This window comes from Bacillus sp. CGMCC 1.16607 (assembly GCF_042683745.1).
Lineage (GTDB): Bacteria > Bacillota > Bacilli > Bacillales > Cytobacillaceae > Pseudoneobacillus.
Window position 1 is genome coordinate 97,420 of sequence record NZ_JBHUJX010000003.1, and the last position, 20,521, is coordinate 117,940.

Here is a 20,521-nt window from a genome sequence, read left to right on the forward strand (position 1 = left end):
CTTTCTAAACATTTGATTTTGTGCTAAGTAGCTTTACACCCATACCTATAAAAACAATGCCAGTTAATTTGTTGAGAATGGATTCGGCTGTTTTATTTTCTCTAAATTTTTTCGTTGTAAAAGATGCACCTATGGCAATAGTCAGACACCAAATCGCTCCTGTTAAACAAGAGGTTAAACCTAATATTAAAAACGGGATCGGACCTGAACCGCCATTAGCTGTATCAATGAACTGAGGTATAAACGCTAAAAAGAATAGCGCGACTTTAGGATTCGTTACATTTGTAACCAAACCTTGAAAAAATATCTTTTTATTCGTTTGTTTAGGTAAGGACGCCTTATTTTCAGTGGAGGAAGCCTTTGCTACTATCATCTTAACTCCCAAATACCCCAAATAACAGGCTCCAATAATTTTGATTGCATTAAATACTAAAGCTGAACTCATTAAAATAACTGATAAACCAAATGCCGCTAACAATGTGTGAACGATTGTCCCACATGTAATGCCTAGTGTGGAATATATGCCTGCTTTTCTTCCCTGAGAGATACTTCTGCTAATAATATACATTGTATCCGTTCCAGGAGTTATACTTAAAAGAATAGCAGCCATTAAAAATACTTCATAATTAACAATTCCATGCAAAATGAGTCCCTCCCTTTTTTATAACACGATAAACTTTCCTAATAACAATAATAATCACTTTACTGAACAGTTCACTAATATAAAACCATTTATATACTAGAAAAGGAGCCATTTACACGGCTCCTTTTCTATTCAAAGCTTTAATATTGTCACTTACATTAGATTTACTTCTATAAACTATTCTAGTCCATGTTGGTTTGGAATAAAGTTTGATTAAAAGTGTGCTGTAAACATTAATTTTACAATAGAGGAAACTCACACACTTTGAAAAAAGATTAATCAAAATGTGCGAGTTTGATTTTTAAATGAAGTAAATTTTTATAAAAAAGTTCAATCAAAAAATACATGTTTTAATTATTTCAACTTCATATTACTAAATTTATGTGTGCTTGAACATTTAGAGAATCATACAAATAAATCCATCTCATCATTGTTTATAGTATTATAATAAATACTTTTTGGAGGATCTAACTTCTCTACAGTACATTTCGTACCCTGAGACTTCTCAATTGCTGTGTCATGTAATATTTCGACTTTTACTGCCCATTTGAAGTTATTTCTTCATACTGGGCATGTTAAGTCCCCATTTTGATTAGTTATTGTCTCAAAAATTATAATTCTCCCCTCACTCAGATATAAATAGAAGTAGATGGATATTCCCAATCAATTGCTATATGCTTAAGATAAAAATTAGGAAACCCTAACAATAGCGTCTCTAGAATAACAAGTCGGCACTATTTCAGCATTACAATAAACCATATTTTGTATTATAGTATAAATATAGGGGGTAATTATATTGTTTTCTATACCTACTTTAATCATCTGTTTTATTTTTAGTTCCTTACCTTTCATTCCATTGTTTAGATTAGTTTCTCCATTAAACCAAATGCTTATTATGGGTAATAATAAGGGCATAGAAAGAGATGTATTTAGTCCCTTTGATAAGCTAAAGCTAGAAGATTTTCGCGATTTCAAAAATTTTATTAATATAAATTTTTATAATTTTGATTCTCATGAGAGAGATAGTATATATAATTTATGCCTAAAAGTAAGAAATGGATTTTTTATCCATATTTCTACAGGGTTTCTTTACTTATTTCTGTTGTTTCTCTTGATAATTAATATATTTTCAAATTTTATTTTCGAAGATAAATTTACTATTATTGAGCAAATATTATGGATGTTTTCTTTATTATTACCGTTTTCAATATTCTATTTAATACCTCTCCTTCGACTAATGAAGAAAATGAGATTAGCAATCTTTTTAGAATTTTTAATTATTAAGCTATTACGTTTCCCAGATGTAATAATTAAATATGTATGGAGATCGTCCATTGGTGTTTCTAAATTTATAATTTTGTCTATATATATGTGTTTTATTATATATTTGTGGACATTAATACCCCAAATATCTCACCTTAGAATTGAAATACTTTATTATTTTTTCTGTTTATGTATATATCATTACGGAATTAATTATGTGCTAGGAAGTTTATTTAATAAATTAGATAAAAATGCATATCCTGATATTTCATTGGAACATAGCAGAAAAATACAAAAGAACTTTAATTACTTATTCATGTTTATGATTTATGTTATCGCATATTTAATTAAAATTGAGACTTCAGGTATTTTTATTTCTATAACCTTAATATTTTTATTGGACACATTTATTTCTAATCAACAGCAAATCATCAAAGAGTATAAAAATGATAGAATAAAAAAAATGTAAAACTAGCATACATATATTTACAATAACTATGATAAGTATAGATAAGCCCACAATAATTATATAGATCCAATATAACCAATTGCCGTTTTCTCATAACAAACGGGCATCCGTTATCCCAAGAGTTGTTTTTGTAATACTCTGCATGTGTCCTTTTATTTCTGTAGGTTTCTCTTTTCTCCCATTAATCATTTTTACATAGGGGATTACAATTGACATTATGAACGTTACAAATATAAGTAATAATGTAATAACAAAGTAAATCGTACTTGAGTAATATAAAGGAGCAATTGTGAAACCAAAAGCTATAATTACAATACCGATAATAAATTCAGTCGCTGGTCCAGAAAGTGCAAACGAAAGTACTCTCCACCTATTGGTATCAGAGTAGACATTGTTCCAAGGATATGCAATTCCACGTGTTTTTCGATTTTTTTTAGGCCTTGTCTATCGAAGAATAGGTATTCCAAAGCAACAATAACTATAAAGTTTTTTTCCATTAATATCACCAATCATAATACCGCACTCAGTTTCCTTGTATTTATATTTCAAAATTATATAATGACCAATTTCATGAACATAGGTAGTGAATTTGAAAGAGTAGGTTAAAGTTAGTAAAGTAAGCAATATCAACGAAATTATTTCCAGTTATAACTAATCCCCCTTCTAAAAATTCTCTGCCTCATTATTTCAAATATATTTATGTGAACCATCCTCACTATTACATATAGAAATGAACTTAGATTACGGGATAATAACCCTTAATTTCATATAACTTTTTATAAGAATACCCTTATCGAAGCTGTAGACTTCTTGTAGAGAATCTATTGTAATTGTGTCGCTTTTAAAAAAAGTTTGATTAAAAATATCGTGTTAATCCGTATTCTATGGTAAACAAAAAGAATCCATTTTGAAAAAAGATTGATCAAAATGGATTCTTATCTATCAGGTTTATGTTTCGATTTTATAAAAAAGTTTGATCATGTTCTGCCTGTGTTACTCCACAATCGCGCCCGTTTGCGGAATATTAGTTTTTTATTTCATAGTATCGTTGTACTGCGCAATAATTAGTTCTGTTGTTTTTTCATATTACTTATTCAACATTAGCCCTAAAAAAGAAGCGTTATGAGATACACGCCAGATTACTTCAGTTCCATTAAAATCAAGGCTTGCACCTGAATGTAGAATTAATATTTAAAGTCTATTATTATCTATTTGTTCTCTCTAGTTAAAAATGAATAAGTATTCAAGTATTTTTCAGCTATTTCTGGTATATGGGCCACATATCTTTAAAATGCTTAATTGCATCATTAATAGGTAATTCCCATTCTACACAAATTTTCATAGAGCTAACTTTTTTCTTGAATGGAATATGAGAATATACTCCCTATGTTTTTGGAATATCCTCTTCTTTTATCTCAAAAATAGCAGAAGGGGTCAGACGATCAGGATAGAAGTTGCTAACTCCGATAGCTCTAACCTTACCCTATCGTCTTCCAATTCCCCTTTAATCTTAGTTCCACTTCTTGATTGGGAACTCTTCCTTCTTGAAATTAACTTGTGAACTTTTTCAAGTGTGTTTTAATCACTACAAGTTATTTAATCTGTCTAAGATTTCCTTAGGCAACTTAATTTCAGTTGCCTGTAGGTTGGTTTCGATTTGTTCAATGTTGCTTGCCCCAACAATAGCACTTGCGATATTTGGATTACTTAATATCCATGCTAGGCTTAAATGTGTTAAACTTATTCCTAATTCCTTTGCAAGATTACTAAAATTCTCTATTCTTTCATAATCATTTTTTCTCATATATTGTTGAATAGTTCGATTGGCTAAAGGATTAGCACTTCTACTATTTTTTGGAGCATCCTTACCATACGTATATTTTCCCGTTAAAACCCCTTGTGCCAGTGGTGAGTAGACCACCTGACTAATGCCCCGTTCATGGCAAGTAGGTATAACTTCTTTTTCAATTTCACGATTTAATAGATTATATTTTGGCTGATTGACAATTAAACGGTTCCAGTTATAACGATCTATTACTTCAAACGTTTCTTGGATTTGAGTAGCAGTCCAATTACTAACACCAAAGTAGTGAATTTTTCCCTGCGTAATTAAATCGTTAATTGCCCGAAGACTTTCTTCGATTGGGGTATCAGAATCAAAACCATGAAAGTAATATACATCAATATAATCTACCCTTAACCTTTTCAAACTTGCCTCTACCTGCTCAATGATATGCTTCCGAGAAAGTCCCTTATCATTTGGCCATTCTCCCATTGGCCAGTAAACCTTTGTTGCAATAACAAGCGATTGTCTTGGGAAATCTTGAATAATCTCACCGAATAATGATTCAGCACCTCCTCTTTCATACATATTGGCTGTATCAAAAAAGTTAACACCTAATTCATATGCGCGATGAATTATTTTGGACGTTTTCTGCCTATCGATATAATTCCCGTAAGTAAGCCAACTCCCAAGACTAATTTCACTAACCTTTAATCCAGACTGCCCTAATTTTCGATAATTCAATTTTTTCCTTCCCCTTCCATGATAAATGATCTTTATCATGATACTCCATGTTTGTCAGAGAATTATCAAAGGATGGCAGATTAGTGATATAATAACAGCATATAAGTGAAAATGAGGTTGTTTAGAAATGCTACAGTTCAATAAATTGAATTATTCCATCACATATAACAACATAAATATTTCATTCTATCCAAAAGAATTTCAACTTCTATACTTTTTATACTCCAATTCCCATCAAGTTTTTTCACGCGACCATCTATTAGAAAAAATTTGGAGTAATGAATCACCTATAGATCGGACAATAGACGATCATATTTATCGAATCAGGAAAAAAATAAATAGTATTCCTTTTGTTGAAATAAAAACAGTTCGCTCAAGTGGTTATCAGCTTGTAGATAGGCAACATATTTTTCCAAAGCCCTCCTATGGTAATTCTGACATTACTAGAATTACATCTGAATTAATCGAAAAATATAAACAGTTGGGGCAAGGTAATCAAATTATACAACTTGAAAAGACTAAAGATGTACTAGATATCCAGTTGCATTTTTTCTATACCTTTTATTCAAGAATAATGAATGGGGATTTTGACTGGGCCATCAAGACAGAGGAATTTCCATTTTGGAATAAACTTTACTTTCTATTGCAGTTTTATTATATGATTCAGTTTGAAGCTTCCAAATCAGTCTATTATTTTGAATGTGCACTTGCTCATAATAGAATGCCTTATAACTATCAGCGTGATACTAAAATGCTAAAAATTTTCGACGCTTATATTGAAAACAATCAGTTAGATCAAGCATTTAAAACTTTAGAATTAACAGATTTTTATATTAAAAAAGACGAATTATCAAATTATCTCATACCTACTAAAATAAAGTATATCTATGCATATTTATTCTCTGGAAATTTGGAAAAAACTGAGGAGACAGTTCAAGAAGTGGAATCATTACTAGACAACTCTCCGTATTACCGAGAAACTGGGAATTTTTTGATTGCTAGAGGAATATGGCTTCTTATTACGGGAAAAGAGAAAGAAGCAGAAAAATCTATTCGAGATGGTGTTTCTTTTTTAAAGGAATCAGGTTTTACATGGTTTTATATTAAAGGAATCCATACTATTTTGTTTAACCTTAAACGTCATTTTTCAAACGAAAGACTTCTGAGTATTTATTCAAGGGAATGGACTCTCTTAGATAAAACATACCATTTTTCACAAATGGAAAAGAATTTATTAGGACAATTTAATACATACCTTTAGGAAGTTTAAAGGATTTGTTTTAACAACTGTTTCAAAGAGATTCTTATAAAATGAATATCTAAAAAGCCGAATGAAAAAGAAAATATATTCAGTTCAGCTTGACTATGTCAAAATACTAGAGTCTATACTCTGCCACAACGTTAAGACTGTAATAGTGTCATATAGAATCTAATGAAACCATTTTTTCAGTAAACAATTTAAAACCTAATAAAGGCGCCTCCTGTACGGTCCTAAGAATCTACTTTTTTTTATTTATCTAGTTTAACTGAAGCAAGCCTTTAGTTTTAGTACATTATTTCACAAAGTCACCTAAAAATGGAGATCTTTGCTGCGCAGTAAGAGTCTACTACGAATTAGGGGGTTACACTACAATCTGGCCCTATTACTGAAAAAAGGCACAATTCTTCTTCAAGAATTGCGCCCGATTGTTGAATAACAGATTCAAATTTATTGCATTTTATCATCGTATTCGTATTCACACAATATCTTTTTTTTTCATTTTAAAAAAACTCGTATATAAGTACGGTCATCCTTTGTGGTTTGTATTCATTTCACACTGAATGAGCTCTACTGCTTCTTCAAACATCTCTCTATTATTTCTTTTTAGGCCTTCTAATAATAGTGCTACGTTATCAGCTGTCAGGAAAAAAGAGAGCTTTTCGTACTTATGTTGAACGTTTTCTTCCTCTCTCAGTTCCATTACTTTTTTAGTAAATATTTCTCCACACTCCTCCAACAAATATAAATATTCATAATCAGGGTCACCAATCTTCATGTCACCAAAATCGATGATTCCAGTTATTTCTTGTCTCTTTAGATCAAATAATAAATGGTCCATCGATAAATCAGCATGAAGGAGCTTAGGTGAATATCTGAAATGGTTTTTATCTTCTAGGTATGTTTCGAATCGAAAAGCAATATATGTTTGCATATCTTGTTTGATTTTAGTAAAGGCTTTTTCCTTCACCTCATTGAAAGTCTCTAAGTAATATGGATAGAAATTCGTTTCAGGTATATTTAAGTTTTTCGCCTGTTCAACACAGAATGAACTGATCTGATCCATAAACTCGGCAATTTGATGGGCGATTTTGTTCTTTGTTTCTGATGGTAATGAGCAAAATAGTTGTTCATCCATAGGCTCTCCTGGCAATAATCTGTAGCCGACAAAGGGATAACCATTATCTTGTTTCCCACAATAAATAAATTCCGGTATTTTTAGAGAAATATGTTTTTTTAGGCTTGGTAACGCCTTTATTTCTTTTTCTGTATCAATAGCTCCGTCTTTTTCTTTTGGAAATCGAAATACTATCTCATGATTGATCAGATAGGCACGACTCATCCAGCCCTCACCAAGTTGCATTATATGATTAATTTTCAAGTTCTTAAAATTACTCATAATCATTTTCTTAACCCACTCAAACTCAGCATTCTCGATACTGCTATCCATCCTAATTAGTCTCCTTTGCTAGTATGGGCACTTCTACTTTCAATAAAATCCAACCTTTAATTCATCAATACAAAATCCATAAAAAATGATTTTTTATCTCTTCATATCTTGAAAAAAGTATTTCGCTCCAAATACTATTACACACATCCAAATTCTATACTTTTACTCAACATCGTGCTTTTTAGCTTAATAACATCTTTATTATGGTTTATTCCACAATCTGGCCCGTTTGTTGAAGCAACAAATCTTCTATTGACTGATATTGAGGAATAAGAAAGTACAGTTTTTTGTATGCCTATTTCACATAATCTTTGTTATCAGTAATTGTTTAGATTAACATTTTAAGGAGTTTGTGTTGAATCGAACTTCATTGATCTGTTTTTTTGCTGTAATAGTTGCATCAGCAATAGATTTAGACATTTGTTCTTTTGAAATGTTTCTCCAATTTTCATCTTTTTTATTAAAACAATAGCTATACGTAATTCCTCTGGACGAAGATATAATAGCTCCTAGACCCTTTTCATCGAAGAAGACAGCTAAATCTTCTGCTTTTCCACCTTGTACACCTAACCCAGGTACTAAGAAGATTGAGTGTGGTAACAATTCTCTTATTTTTTTTGCGTCCGATGGGTAGGTTGCCCCTACGACAGCTCCAATAAATGAGTAGTTATTTTCACCTTTAGTTGCTGCGGCTAAAGCATTTATATCTTGCGCCATTTGCATGTACAAGATTTCACCATTTTGTAGCTTTAAATCCTGAATTTCGAATGAAGAAGGATTTGATGTTTTTAGTAACAAAAATAGACCTTTATTGTTTTTTTGTGCAACTTCAATAAAAGGATTGTAGCCATCACTTCCTAAGAATGGATTTACAGTGACCATATCACCTGATAAAGATCCATTGGTTAAAAATGCTTGTGCATATGCTTTTGAAGTTGAACCGATATCTCCTCTTTTTGCATCGTTAATTACTATTACGTTTTTTGATCGAGCATATTGTATTGTTTCTTCTAAAGCTTTAATTCCTGCGCTACCATGTACTTCGTAATAAGCAAGCTGTGGCTTTACTGCTACTACATGATCACAGACTTCATCAATTACTAATTTGTTAAAGTTTATTATGGCATTACATATTCCTTCTGTTGTTTGTGTTGTTTTGTTTAACAAGAAGTCTGGGAAATACGTTATATCAGGGTCTAATCCAACTACTAAAGCTGTGTTTTTTCTAATACTGTGCTCAATCAATGTGTCTGCGAAGTTTTTCATATGTATGGGCTCCTTAGTGTAATGTGATATATCTTTACCTTATCACCAACAATAGAGTTTTACATCATGTTGTTATAAATATTTACTAGTTCCCCATTATTAAAAATGGAGTGATTATTATGATCATTTATTCCATTATCTAGCCCATTTGTTGCACAAGAAAAATCCTGCATTTCAAGTAGAATATATGATCAAACTTTTTTACAAACAGTACATCTTTTTTATAAACGATACGACTTTCTTATAAACAGTAAAACTTTGTTTCAAACCGACAAATTGATCATTACAATAGATTCTTCATATGTCTAACGTGACAATAAAGTTGTTTAAGAATTGCTCTTGGTTTAGTGAGTATATTTGTAAAAATGAAAAAAAACAGGGTAGTATCCCTGTTTTTTTCTAACGAATATTTAGCGTATAGTTCTTAACGAATAAAAATAACGAATAGTTATCGATATGAATTTACTTTAACAAATACGAATACGGAACGTCAAGCGAACATATCAATTTTTATTTAATATGTTGCAGCTACTTCAACAAGCGAAATGCGTTGTAATGAGTTCTCTGTAAGAATTATACTACTTTTTGAGGTTCCATTGCTCAATATTTTTGCTTCATCATCAATTAAATTCTCTGTACGCAGTTTTTCGATCAGTGCACTGCAGTCATTAGGTGGAATTCTAAGTTCTGTGGATAAACTATTTCTCAACCACGATACTCCCAAAAACTTATCGGTATTTTTGAATTGATCCTGCCAATTCTGAATAAACAGTATTGCTGCATATATATAGTTTTCAATATCAATAACATTATCTTCAATGTTAATAAACTCCAATAAATCTTGGCTATAATGTGCATAAGTAGTCATATCAATATGCTTTGGTAAAGCTTTAGATAGATAAAAAAGTTCCACTCTTTTTCCTTTGTACATCAGACGACTTAAAATTGGTATCATATCACTGTCCGCTGTAACAAAAACATAACAAGATATGTTAGGGTCTTTATAAGTACTTTCAATGGCGTCAATACATAATTCAATGTCAGAAGAATTTTTTCTATGATCCCCTTGCTTCTCATTAGAGTATACATGCCTAATTTGAACTCTTTTCTTCTGAAGGCTAGTTAAGGATGTTTTTATTTTTTGAAAATCCGCATAAGCTCTAAATGTTCGAACATTATCTTGTTTATAACGCTCCCATAATTGAACAAATAAATTTTTTGCTGAATCATCAGAGTCAGGATTATGCTTATAATTATTTTCTAGAGTCCAATAAACATTATCATAGTCAACAAAAATAGCCACATTGTCCAATTTACTTTTATTATTCATTGCTCTCACAGTTTTTTCAGTGGTATTTCCAAAAATATCACCTAGTAACCCCATCATCTGTATAGCTTCTTCGTTAGAGTCTTTTTCCGTGTATCCAACTAATTCCATGTCTACAGTTTTTTCTTTGCTGACTATTTCTTTATTTAAATCAGTCATAAAACTCCTCATCCCTTTGCGACAATTAGCTTATTAGTCTATATAATAATAATAATAATTTGGAAAAACTAATAAAAATTCCTTTATAAATCAAATTTGCTTATTAGGAAAAAGTACTACATTCCCATAAGCATTCTTCCCTTCAATATTATTCCTCAAGTCGATTTCGCCTAGCTGAGCTAATTCAGAAATAATTATTCCTGTACTAAATGATATCTGTTCTAATGTAAGATCATACTTTTTAATCAATAATTGAATCGCCTGTTTAATTAGCATTGGTTTCTCAATAGGAATTACATCATCAAGAGGCTCATTTAACCTCCATTTTTTTCGACTGATCTGCTGCCTCAAATATAAAGCATAATCTTCTCTAAAAACCCCTAATTCTTCAGCCCTGTATATAATTGCTTGAACTGAGACTTTCCAGTGCTCCTTTAAGATAAGCAAGTAGTCTAATCCGGAGGAGGATAGCTCTGGAACCAGAGTTGATTCCGGCATTAAAAACGAAGAAGCAAATCGATTGGCTTCTTGTTCTATTCTTTTGTGTTTACTTTTATCATTAACTTCTTTTTCAGCATAGGTTGAATGCAATAAAATATGACCTAATTCATGTGCAATATTAAATCTTAAACGAACTGATGATAGCCTTTCTTTGTTTAAAAGGATATAAGGTCTACCGCTATAATAAACTGTACAAGCATCAATTTTTTCATTTTCCATCTCAGAAAATGCTATAATTATTCCTAATCTTTCACATAACGCAGTAATATTACTGATTGGTCCGTCCCCTAGGCCTAGATAACGCCTCATTTGCTCTGCAACAGCATCAATTTCCTCAAAGGAGATTTGTCGTAATACTGAATGTTCTATAATAAAACTAGGTTTAACAAACTGAGGTAATCTCAATTTCGCCTCAATGAAGTTAATTACATAGGCTAGAGTACGAACCTTTTCTTTTACTTGATCTTTATATTTTTTCGCAACTGCTGCACCACTTCTAAAGAAGTGAGTTGTTTGTGGATATAGTAATTCTTGATGGTCACTAAAGAAGAAAGAAGGTGTAAATTGTAGTAGATCAGCTAACCTTCTCACTACTTCTAGATCTGGGCTTGCTTTATCATTCTCATACTTCGATACAGATTGATGACTTACTCCTAATTCTCTCCCTATATCCTCTAAGGTAAACCCGCGTATTAACCTAGCTGTCTTTAATTTCTGCCCTTTAAAATTATGAGTTTGATTCCTTAAGTTCATTGTTTTCCACCTCTTCAGCAAATTGCTGAAAATCTTCTAGACTAAAATCATTTATATTTTCTAGTTTACTTTTCGGATATCTACCTTTATATACAGCAAATTCTTTAAGTAATTGAATATTATCAATCCATTTCCTGTTTGCACCTGGAATCCCAAGTGAAACAAATAACGGCTCATGGCTTTGGTAACCATGATTTAATTGAAAATACTTTTGCTTATTCTCAACAGTACTAAGGTACTGACTGTTCCCATCAAAGTCAATGTAACTTTGAAATGGTTGAATGTATTGATCCCTACAAAAAGCAGCACGAGCAATTTTTCTATGGCTTCCTACTTGATTTATATGTAATAGGATTTCATCTGAATAAAGCTCAATTAAAGAAGCCGATTTGTTTGAAGTATAGCTAACTCTCCAGTTTAATGGAAGGTTTCCATTTTTTATTTCTTGAACTAAGAAAAACTCTACTGCAATATTCTTTATATTAGGAGTTAATGTTCTACCCCTTATCCAATTTAACAATGAAGTATTTTCCACAATTCTGAATGACCACTTGTAAGCATCCAAAATTATCTGGGGTAACTTTATTCTTACTTCAATTGGAAATGCTTCCTCAATTACTTCTCTAGCAGTTTTATCGGGAACAATAATATGCATTCAATCACCTCTTTATATCATTGCAACCATTTTACAATTTTACATCAAACTTTGCAACCACAAAACCAAACGTTCATTCTGGAAAATTAAAAAATTAAGGCACTTCGAATTTAATTTCGTAAGTACCTTAATCTTTAATATCTAACTTTAATTATATACCCTATCACTCTCTCTTTTTGCTATAACAAACTAGATTGTCAACACTAAACTAGACAAATTTTTTAAGGTGTTCAAGTTTATAATCGACTGGACTTACATAACTAAACATCACTATGTAGAAGTCTTGAAGCTGTTAATTGACAAATTGTTCTGTTCAAATTAATCATTTGAACACTTATAATTAATTAAATTCACTCTCTACACAATTGGAAACTGCGCTTTCAACATCTTTGCACCATATCGGCCTTATCTTACCATTCTTTAATACCCATACAGTGTAACCTTGCTTACCACGTTTAGTTCTTTCATCATCCCACTCACCTTCAGTGACAAGGCGAATCTTAACTGGTTTTCCAGGTCCAATTGAGTCTAAATGAAAAAGCTTGGTAGCTGAATCTTGAGAAATCAAATGATCTCCTTTTGTATCAATAGCTATAATTGAATTTTCACCCCATATAATAAAATCCGGATTAAAATTATTATTTCCTGCTAAATCCAGCAACGGTATTTCAAAATAACCTCTGGATGGGTTTCTAAGCCATTTTAACCCACATTTATCTATAGCTTTGGCAAATGTTTTTTCTAAATTATTTAGTCCGCTATATCCTTCATGTACTGAGTTTTTATACCTAATCATTTCACCTTGGTTCATTGGAATAGAAGATACTTCTAGTAAATTATAGTTATTTTGCATCACACTAGAATAATCAATATATGTTTTAACAACCTTATTTGCTGATTCTCTTAGATGTTCTGCTGCATTACTACTATACTCTACTAAGGCATCTAATTTTGGAGCTTCAATATCACATAGATTGACAGCTTTTCCATACGTTTTTTGAGCTTCTCTTATAAATACCCATCTTGCAGAAACACGGTTGCTATGGTCAACTTCAATCCATTCTTCTTGATTGTCATTATCTACCCCGATTGATTGTAGAACCTGAATTCGCCCGCCTTTACCCACTGTATTAACAGTATCATATCTGAAATCTTGTATTCTATCAGTTATTTCTTTTATTGGTTTTTGAGCATTTTGTGAGTTAATTGATATTTCTGGCACCTGTAATTTCCATTTAGGCTTAAGAATCGGATTATCCTGGCTAGACCCTTTTTTATAATAAGTAAGATTGATTTCAGGGGAATCTGCGGTTATCTTCTCCTTAACTTCTCGTAATACTTCTTCAAAAGTATTCTTTTCATCTGTCCTTATGAAAAAATGAGCAGTATTTAACTCTTCTGATGCGTAATGAGTAGCACCAGGTTGTCTTAATACTCTTCCAATAATCTGAGTAACTTGTATTTGTGACCCCATATCTTTATCAATATAGGCAAAATAAACTGAAGGATCATCCCATCCTTCCTGTAAGGTTTGATTAAATATAATATGGGTATAATCACCAGATATAAAATCATCATAGTCCGAGTCACCCCCTGAAAAAAGATGAAAATTCTCAGGAGATGGGAATTTTTTATCGAACTTCAAATTGCAATACACAGCTATATTAGAAGGATTAATCCCTTTGTGCTCTACGAGATATTTCCATATTACAATAGGCCTAGCTTTCCTATCATCAAAAGGTTGTTTAATATCATCTTTTTCTGCACCAGATATAACATTGGTATTAGTAACATAAATTGCTTTTGGTCTAAAACGCATATTAAGCTTTTTACACTGTTGCTCAACTTTTTCAATATTTGACACCATGTCATCTATAGCAATTTCCATTGGTGTTAAATATCCTCCCAATAACAAATTTTGTTTTATCAACCCTGATTCAACAACCCTTGAACTTTTTACACTAGTATAAAAGTCTTCGTCTTTCCAACCTTTATCCGCCTTAAGTCTATCAATAGTATTTGATAGAGACTGTGGCACTTTCATTGTTGCACTCGCTGCAATTAAAGCATCTGGATTTAGTTCCAACAATAGATTAGTTTGCTGATCAGAAAGGTTATGCCCTTCATCATATACAATTATCAACGGTCTTTTAATACCTTTTGCATTTCGACGATCCTTTAATAAATTCCATAAAGAATCATCAGCACTGTCTAATTGCACCCTGAAAATTTTTCTATCTCCTTGTTCTTTATCTTTTTGATTAAATTTACCTACTGTGGCTACTAAAAGTAAGCCGGAGTCTGGTGACTCTATATCTCTCTTATTGGCATCTAGAAGTGGTTTGACATTAAAGCCTCCAAGTAAATTTGAATACTTACCTGATGATAAATTGGTATAGGTTTGCCAAACAACGACTTTTCCTTTCGAAAGCCAAAGTACTATTGGTTCCACAGGAAGTAGACATCTTATTTGTTCTATTGCATCTGCAAGAATTAACGTTTTACCACTCCCTGTAATTGAAGAAAGGTTTTGATAAAATGGTACAATTTTAGTTCTAGTAACTGTAAGTGGGTCCACCATATATTCAACAAATCGATTTGCGATTTTAGTTGATGCCTCTATCTGAAACGGTAAAAGATTCAATTTTTACTCCTCACCTTCAGTCCCATTATAGGGATCACTATTTTCATTTAACCCTAAATGAGCTAAAATTTTATCTGGTATTTTGTAGAACTTAACACTATTCGATTGAAAAACTTCATACCTTGCATAAACATGATATGGACCATTTAATTTCTCTCTTTTAGCTTCTTCAATAATAGTCCCATATGTTTCTAAATCCAACTGCCCTACCTGATCATCACCATTCCAAATAATAAAATATCCTTCGTTGTCATCATTCTTTCCTACTAAATAGCGACACTTAGTATTTTCTATTCTTATTAAATTAGAACTAGATCTTCTTTCATTTTCCCAATGGGATGTAATTACTAAATCTACTAATTCATCTTTTTTCATTGTAAGTACTGTGCTAGCATCAATCTGTTTTGTTAAAATTCTAAATTCAAAACCACTATTAACAGGTTTATGTTTTTGGACAAGAACTCCATTCTGATCAGGACGCTCACCAGTAATTACTCTACGGATTCTCTCTTGAGTTAAACTTCTAGCATATTTGTCCCCTTTTTCAGAATTACCTTGTTCAATTAAAATAAATTTCCTTTTTGCCCCAGTTTCTTGGTTTAAATCCAACACTGCATGTCCAGTTGTTCCTGAACCAGCATATGGATCAAGTACCAACCCTTCAGAAGGACACCAAAGTTGAATAATTTTTTTCATTAACTTCAAGGGTTTGACAGTTTGAAACTTATGTCCCTTTCCTATTATCTCATCGAGCTCATTAATACCAGTCTGACTATGTCCAGATTCTTCATAATTCCAAGATTGAGTTCCTAATTCGAAAGGCGTATCATAATTGTCATCGCCCCAATATGTTAAAGGGACTTTTCCCTTTTTAACATTTTTCAAGTATCTTTTGATTGCAGGTCTACCATTCCCATTTTTAGCAAAATATAATATCGGCCAAACATTATTTTGCATAATATTAATTGCTACTTCTCTTGATAATTGGATAACTGGTGAATGAAATACATCTTCACTTTCAACTACTGGATTATTATCTAAATTTCTATCTACAGGAATAATGGGAATTGGGGCATCTTTTATTACTAGAGCACTAACCCGACCATCTCCAATAGACCTCTCAATATACTTTGAGCCCCATTGTTCTAACCATTCTTTCATTGTTTTCTTAGGGAAGGACCAAGCTCTCGCTCCAGGATAATGTAAAGCTCCTGTAAAAGGCGATTGAATTGCATAAATATCTTTCTCAGCCACTGTTGCTACAGTAGCATTATCATTTCTCCAAAGCCCTTCAGGATCTTTATCTGGATTCTTATACTTTGAATTAGTCGTACCCTCCCTCGGTAATAGTCCTGTCTTGGCTATTGCTCTATCTTTTGCATACACTAGTACATATTCCGTACCAGTAGACATGTGTTTGCTATCACTTTTAGGAGCATAAGATTTTTGCCAGTTAATTATCCCTATCCTATTTTCTTCGCCAAATACTTCATTCATCATCATTCCTAAGTGAAATAGTTCATTATCATCAATACATATGGCTATTACACCAGTGGGTTTAAGCATTTTCCACATCATATGAAGACGTGGCATCATTGCTTTCATCCACTTTGTATGTTTAGAACCATCATCTTCAGAAACTAAAGTCCCAAGATCTGGGTCATTTGGATCACTATCCCACTTATCATTATACCGAAAATAATGCCCAGTATTATATGGTGGATCTGTCAAAATTAAATCTACTTGTTCTCTATACTTATACAAAGTGACCATTCCCTGAAGATTTTCGCCCTCAAGAATGATATTTTTAGACTGCTGCTCTTCAGTTCCTACACATAATTTTCTATTAACTCGAGTTACTCTTGGCCTTACCTTCTTATAAATCTCTTCTGCTGTTCGCTTTCCATAAAAGCTTAGGGATACCCCTCCATTCACCATATTTTTAAGGATCTTCAATAAGTCTTCTTTATCTAAAAAGTCTAAATTGCTATCATTCAGGTCTATATTTGTGTTCATTTGTCTATTCCTCCTGTAAGAGTATTTGTTAATTCCAATTATAGAACACACGTTCTCTCTAGTCGAATGTTTTTTAAATACTCTTAAATCTATGTTGTTATATCTAAGAAGTTTTTCAATCTTATTTTCAAAACATTTCAGCAAATGGAAATGTCTAGTAATCTAATTTGTTCAATAAAACCTCTGCCCTATGCTGAACCCCTTTAGAGCTGTGTTTAGCTTTCACCACTGTAATACCTTGACCTTCAATGATTTTCAATGACTTACTTGTCCATGTTCCACTGTCATTCACAAGATTTATAAGCAGTCGATCATAAATAGTTTTCCATTCACGAGTTACAAGCGATGATAATATCAACATCGACAAAGAGCGATTTTCCCGTTCAATTTCTATAATGTTGTATTGTTTTCCATTTCCCAAATATATTTGAGCAATTACATAACGCCGTTTAGTGACGTTATCACCCAATTTCGTAAATCTACGTTCACCATGACCATCTGGCAACACATCCATAATTACTTGTATTGTTCCTACAATAGGATATTGCTCAAGTGCTTTGAGGACATTAATAAAATCTTGAAGCTCGCCTTGTGCCTGAATTTCATGTAGCATTTGATGCTCTAATCCTCGCACGAGTTGTTGGCCACCACTATCTGCGGTAGATCGAATGGAATCATGATTAATGTAGTATATCTTCGTGTTTTCATCTTCCTTCATTCGTTGCTTGGAATGGCTACCTTTAATACGTTTAATTGTAGGAACTGATGTGTATTCATGTTTTAACTGATTCATTTGTACAAGATCAAAGTCTTCTGTAGAACCATCTAATTGTTCATCTAATGTGAAACCCTCTTCATCACCCTGTCTATTTAGAGACCGATAAGTGTATTTTTTTGACTCATTGGATTTCTTTTGATCTTGTATTTCCGGATGAGAAATCGAAATATGCTGGTACGATATATTTTTATTTTTCACATTAGCAATTTGTAGTACTGTATATGTGTTATTCTTCTCCTTTACACGAGCTGTTATTGTTAGTGGTTGTGTAAAATTCCATTCGAACTTCAAATTCTTTTCCTGCAACCAAGTAAAAGCGATGTTTTCATATACTTGCCGTATATCACGATTCGTTAGCAACCACACCAATTGATAAATGAACGCTGTCTTTGTGTATTTCAATTCATATTGTGAGGAAAAGCTAAGATGAAATTTATTAGGTTCATATGTTTCCGTGAAAAACTGAGGAAATGAATTTGATTCAAACAAGCGATATAAAAGGAAACCATTCGGAGCTAATAAGCTACGTAATACTTCAATGATTGGTAAAATAACATTCTTCCCATTGAAAGAAAACACGAAACTACGGGAAGTAGCAGGATCACTGCTTCCTTGAATAGACCAAGGGCGTTCGTGATATTTAACTTTATCGGGATAAATAGTCATATCGATTTCTTGTACGCCTTCAGGAACTTGACTAGCCGTTATAATACCATCAGTATAATAATGTTGGATTGCTAAGCATGGTAATGTACCCCAATCCATTAATATACCTTCTGTACGGCCTTTTGAGCGAAAATAAGCTTTAATCATCTTTTTATGATCATATCGGAATGGTTCACCAATCCATAGCAATTGTGCTTTTTCCCCTTTTGCAAAAGGCCAAGCAATTTTAACTTGTTGTTTGCCCATTACTTTTCACTTCCTGTTTTGTTCGTAAATGTTCTTCCAAATACGGTTTTATCTCATGAAAATGATGTGACTTAACAGCGCCAACACGCTGCACTTTCCATAATACAACTGGTTCTTGCTCCTGTAATATTCGATCAATAATCTTACAACAACGTCTGATTTGAAATTGCTGGGTAGATTCCACAATTTCAGACAGGAGCTTTTTAGTTCGGGGTAGCTTATCAAGATGTTTCTCCAAGTTTGATAATATTCCAAATCGTTTTCCTATAATCGAAATTGTAATTCGAACAGGTTTATCTAGTTCGATTAACTCCTTGTAAAATTTCTCTATTTTAGAGCAGTATTCTCGATCACGTGAGGCCCAATCGACAATTGCCTGGTTCTTCTTCTTCTTCTCTTGAATTATAGGCAACTGTTCAAACAGCCACTCTTTATCGTGACGATACAAGTATATATATTCTTTTGGGAAACACTTACGAATTTGTGTTCTTGAATAACTTGGATATTGCTGCATTCCCTTTAATAATTGTTTTCGATAAGTCAGCAACATTGGAGGAATGTCCTTTTCTGATAGTTCTTCTATTCTCATCTCTGAAGAAAGGTATTTTTTAACCGTTTTTGAATCTACTCCAAACATTTTTGCTAATGATCTTGTACTGTAAGTACATTCAGTTGCCAATTCATGTAATTTAGCCTTCCAGATGTCTCCAAACGCTTTTATACGTCCAATACGATATTTATCTTCAGATAATCTATCAGGACCTTTTCTAGCGTATATAAAGCCACAAGAGCATTCAAACGTACCTATAGTTGCTTTTGATTTAAAATCTCTCGTAACATCTACTTCTTGGATCACATATTCCTTATAATGATTAGCTGCCTTATTTAAACAAGGCCATGGGCCACTACCAAAAGGACCTGTATCAGCTTCAATTTGTAAAAAGGTCTTCAAATCTTGCTCTAAAAAATAAAGCATAAGCAAATGACGAAAAGGATGTGCATGACGTTTTAGATTTCGTGTAATAACCTTGAGCCAATTGTACTCATCATTTACATCAATTTCTGATTCGTACTTACCTAAAAATCCTTTTGGAAATTTTGCTTGAAATGCATTGTATAGCTCATTTTGCCGAATGCGATTTGAAGTTGTTATTAAATTACTCTCTCGTAAAAGAGCACGATATTTTAGATTAATAGATTCTCTTGAAAATTTATATATTGGAATTTGCAATAGTTGATAAGCCATCTTTGCTAAAGCAATTTGAATAGTTACAAACTCTTTTGGTTCAGTTTCTTGAAGTATCGATAAATTCATCAGTTCCTTTTCAAATCGAATAAACTCAATTCGACTTGATTTTGAAAAATCGATCGCGTATTTCTTTAATTTCAGCTCATGATGTGCACAATAAAAAATCCCTTGTAGCTGGTGCTCACGATGTATATAAGGTTCTCCGTATTGATTAACATCGTTTGTTGCACACTCTGGACAATAAAATAGTCCATCCTTTTTACAAATACCTCCCGCAACCATTCCAAGTCTTGGATAAAGTCCTATCCCACGATCCTGGACGTCTTCTAGAATTTCCTTTTGACGTTGCTTAGAAAGAAACGGATCATAGTATGGGTAAATCGTATGCTTAGTTAATAAATTTCCAACTGAGTAATTGGAACCTAGTTGCTGAGCCAATACAGAAAAATGACTACCAATCTGCACACTAGGAATTACAGAACGACTTTGAAATACTTCTTCTAATGTGTCTTTGCAATCAATATTGCCACTATAGAAGTGATAACGTGCAATCGCTGAATAGATCAATTCACGAGGATATGGGTTCGTAAAGAACGGTAGCATCTAAAATCCCCCTAGTTTTATTCGACATACTTCTATCATGTCGATCAA

Annotated in this window: 13 protein-coding genes; 2 read left to right on the top strand and 11 right to left on the bottom strand. The window is 32.4% G+C overall.

The genetic code is table 11. The features are described 5' to 3' along the window. Nucleotides 1-4: 4 nt before the first annotated feature. A complete protein-coding gene (locus tag ACFSO7_RS00690; RefSeq protein ID WP_377874439.1) occupies nucleotides 5-643 on the bottom strand; it encodes a LysE family translocator in 639 nt (212 codons plus the stop codon). A 796-nt stretch (nucleotides 644-1,439) separates the two neighbouring features. Between ACFSO7_RS00690 and ACFSO7_RS00695 the strand changes: the two genes are divergently transcribed. Continuing rightward, on the top strand, nucleotides 1,440-2,375 hold the full coding sequence (locus ACFSO7_RS00695) for a hypothetical protein (RefSeq protein WP_377874440.1): 936 nt from the start codon (nucleotides 1,440-1,442) through the stop codon (nucleotides 2,373-2,375). A 1,585-nt stretch (nucleotides 2,376-3,960) separates the two neighbouring features. Here the strand turns inward: ACFSO7_RS00695 and ACFSO7_RS00700 are convergent. Further along, entirely contained in the window at nucleotides 3,961-4,902 is a 942-nt protein-coding gene (locus tag ACFSO7_RS00700) for an aldo/keto reductase family protein (protein ID WP_377874442.1), read from the bottom strand. A 127-nt stretch (nucleotides 4,903-5,029) separates the two neighbouring features. Here ACFSO7_RS00700 and ACFSO7_RS00705 point away from each other — a divergent pair, with 127 nt between their 5' ends. Next, complete coding sequence (locus ACFSO7_RS00705) at nucleotides 5,030-6,163, top strand: winged helix-turn-helix domain-containing protein (RefSeq protein WP_377874444.1); 1,134 nt, start codon at nucleotides 5,030-5,032, stop codon at nucleotides 6,161-6,163. Between the two features lie 526 nt (nucleotides 6,164-6,689). Here ACFSO7_RS00705 and ACFSO7_RS00710 read toward each other — a convergent pair. From ACFSO7_RS00710 to ACFSO7_RS00750, 9 genes are all read right to left on the bottom strand, one after another. After that, nucleotides 6,690-7,610: a phosphotransferase family protein gene (locus ACFSO7_RS00710; RefSeq protein WP_377874446.1), complete on the bottom strand. Its 921-nt coding sequence runs from the start codon at nucleotides 7,608-7,610 to the stop codon at nucleotides 6,690-6,692. A gap of 333 nt (nucleotides 7,611-7,943) precedes the next feature. Beyond that, a complete protein-coding gene (gene pyrF, locus ACFSO7_RS00715) occupies nucleotides 7,944-8,876 on the bottom strand; it encodes an orotidine-5'-phosphate decarboxylase (protein WP_377874448.1) in 933 nt (310 codons plus the stop codon). A gap of 514 nt (nucleotides 8,877-9,390) precedes the next feature. Continuing rightward, nucleotides 9,391-10,362: an NYN domain-containing protein gene (locus ACFSO7_RS00720; RefSeq protein ID WP_377874450.1), complete on the bottom strand. Its 972-nt coding sequence runs from the start codon at nucleotides 10,360-10,362 to the stop codon at nucleotides 9,391-9,393. A gap of 90 nt (nucleotides 10,363-10,452) precedes the next feature. Beyond that, a complete protein-coding gene (locus ACFSO7_RS00725; RefSeq protein ID WP_377874452.1) occupies nucleotides 10,453-11,616 on the bottom strand; it encodes an ImmA/IrrE family metallo-endopeptidase in 1,164 nt (387 codons plus the stop codon). After that, nucleotides 11,591-12,271: a hypothetical protein gene (locus ACFSO7_RS00730; protein WP_377874454.1), complete on the bottom strand. Its 681-nt coding sequence runs from the start codon at nucleotides 12,269-12,271 to the stop codon at nucleotides 11,591-11,593. The genes ACFSO7_RS00725 and ACFSO7_RS00730 overlap by 26 nt, the downstream gene beginning before the upstream one ends. A 340-nt stretch (nucleotides 12,272-12,611) precedes the next feature. Further along, nucleotides 12,612-14,915 (bottom strand): DEAD/DEAH box helicase family protein, encoded by a 2,304-nt coding sequence (locus tag ACFSO7_RS00735; protein WP_377874455.1) that lies wholly within the window; start codon nucleotides 14,913-14,915, stop codon nucleotides 12,612-12,614. Between the two features lie 3 nt (nucleotides 14,916-14,918). Then, nucleotides 14,919-16,982: a site-specific DNA-methyltransferase gene (locus ACFSO7_RS00740; protein ID WP_377874456.1), complete on the bottom strand. Its 2,064-nt coding sequence runs from the start codon at nucleotides 16,980-16,982 to the stop codon at nucleotides 14,919-14,921. A 103-nt stretch (nucleotides 16,983-17,085) separates the two neighbouring features. Further along, the gene (locus tag ACFSO7_RS00745) at nucleotides 17,086-18,621 is read right to left on the bottom strand and encodes a Tn7-like element transposition protein TnsE (RefSeq protein ID WP_377874458.1); all 1,536 of its coding nucleotides are present in this window, start codon (nucleotides 18,619-18,621) and stop codon (nucleotides 17,086-17,088) included. Further along, the gene (locus ACFSO7_RS00750) at nucleotides 18,602-20,473 is read right to left on the bottom strand and encodes a TnsD family Tn7-like transposition protein (protein WP_377874460.1); all 1,872 of its coding nucleotides are present in this window, start codon (nucleotides 20,471-20,473) and stop codon (nucleotides 18,602-18,604) included. Before ACFSO7_RS00750 ends, ACFSO7_RS00745 begins: the two co-directional genes overlap by 20 nt. Nucleotides 20,474-20,521 lie beyond the last annotated feature (48 nt).

Excerpts from the sequence above, each read along its gene's own strand:
- ACFSO7_RS00720 (WP_377874450.1), bottom strand. The coding sequence starts at position 10,362 with ATGACTGATTTAAATAAAGAAATAGTCAGCAAAGAAAAAACTGTAGAC.
- ACFSO7_RS00705 (WP_377874444.1), top strand. The coding sequence starts at position 5,030 with ATGCTACAGTTCAATAAATTGAATTATTCCATCACATATAACAACATA.
- ACFSO7_RS00750 (WP_377874460.1), bottom strand. The coding sequence starts at position 20,473 with ATGCTACCGTTCTTTACGAACCCATATCCTCGTGAATTGATCTATTCA.
- pyrF (WP_377874448.1), bottom strand. The coding sequence starts at position 8,876 with ATGAAAAACTTCGCAGACACATTGATTGAGCACAGTATTAGAAAAAAC.
- ACFSO7_RS00745 (WP_377874458.1), bottom strand. The coding sequence starts at position 18,621 with ATGGGCAAACAACAAGTTAAAATTGCTTGGCCTTTTGCAAAAGGGGAA.
- ACFSO7_RS00710 (WP_377874446.1), bottom strand. The coding sequence starts at position 7,610 with ATGGATAGCAGTATCGAGAATGCTGAGTTTGAGTGGGTTAAGAAAATG.
- ACFSO7_RS00730 (WP_377874454.1), bottom strand. The coding sequence starts at position 12,271 with ATGCATATTATTGTTCCCGATAAAACTGCTAGAGAAGTAATTGAGGAA.
- ACFSO7_RS00725 (WP_377874452.1), bottom strand. The coding sequence starts at position 11,616 with ATGAACTTAAGGAATCAAACTCATAATTTTAAAGGGCAGAAATTAAAG.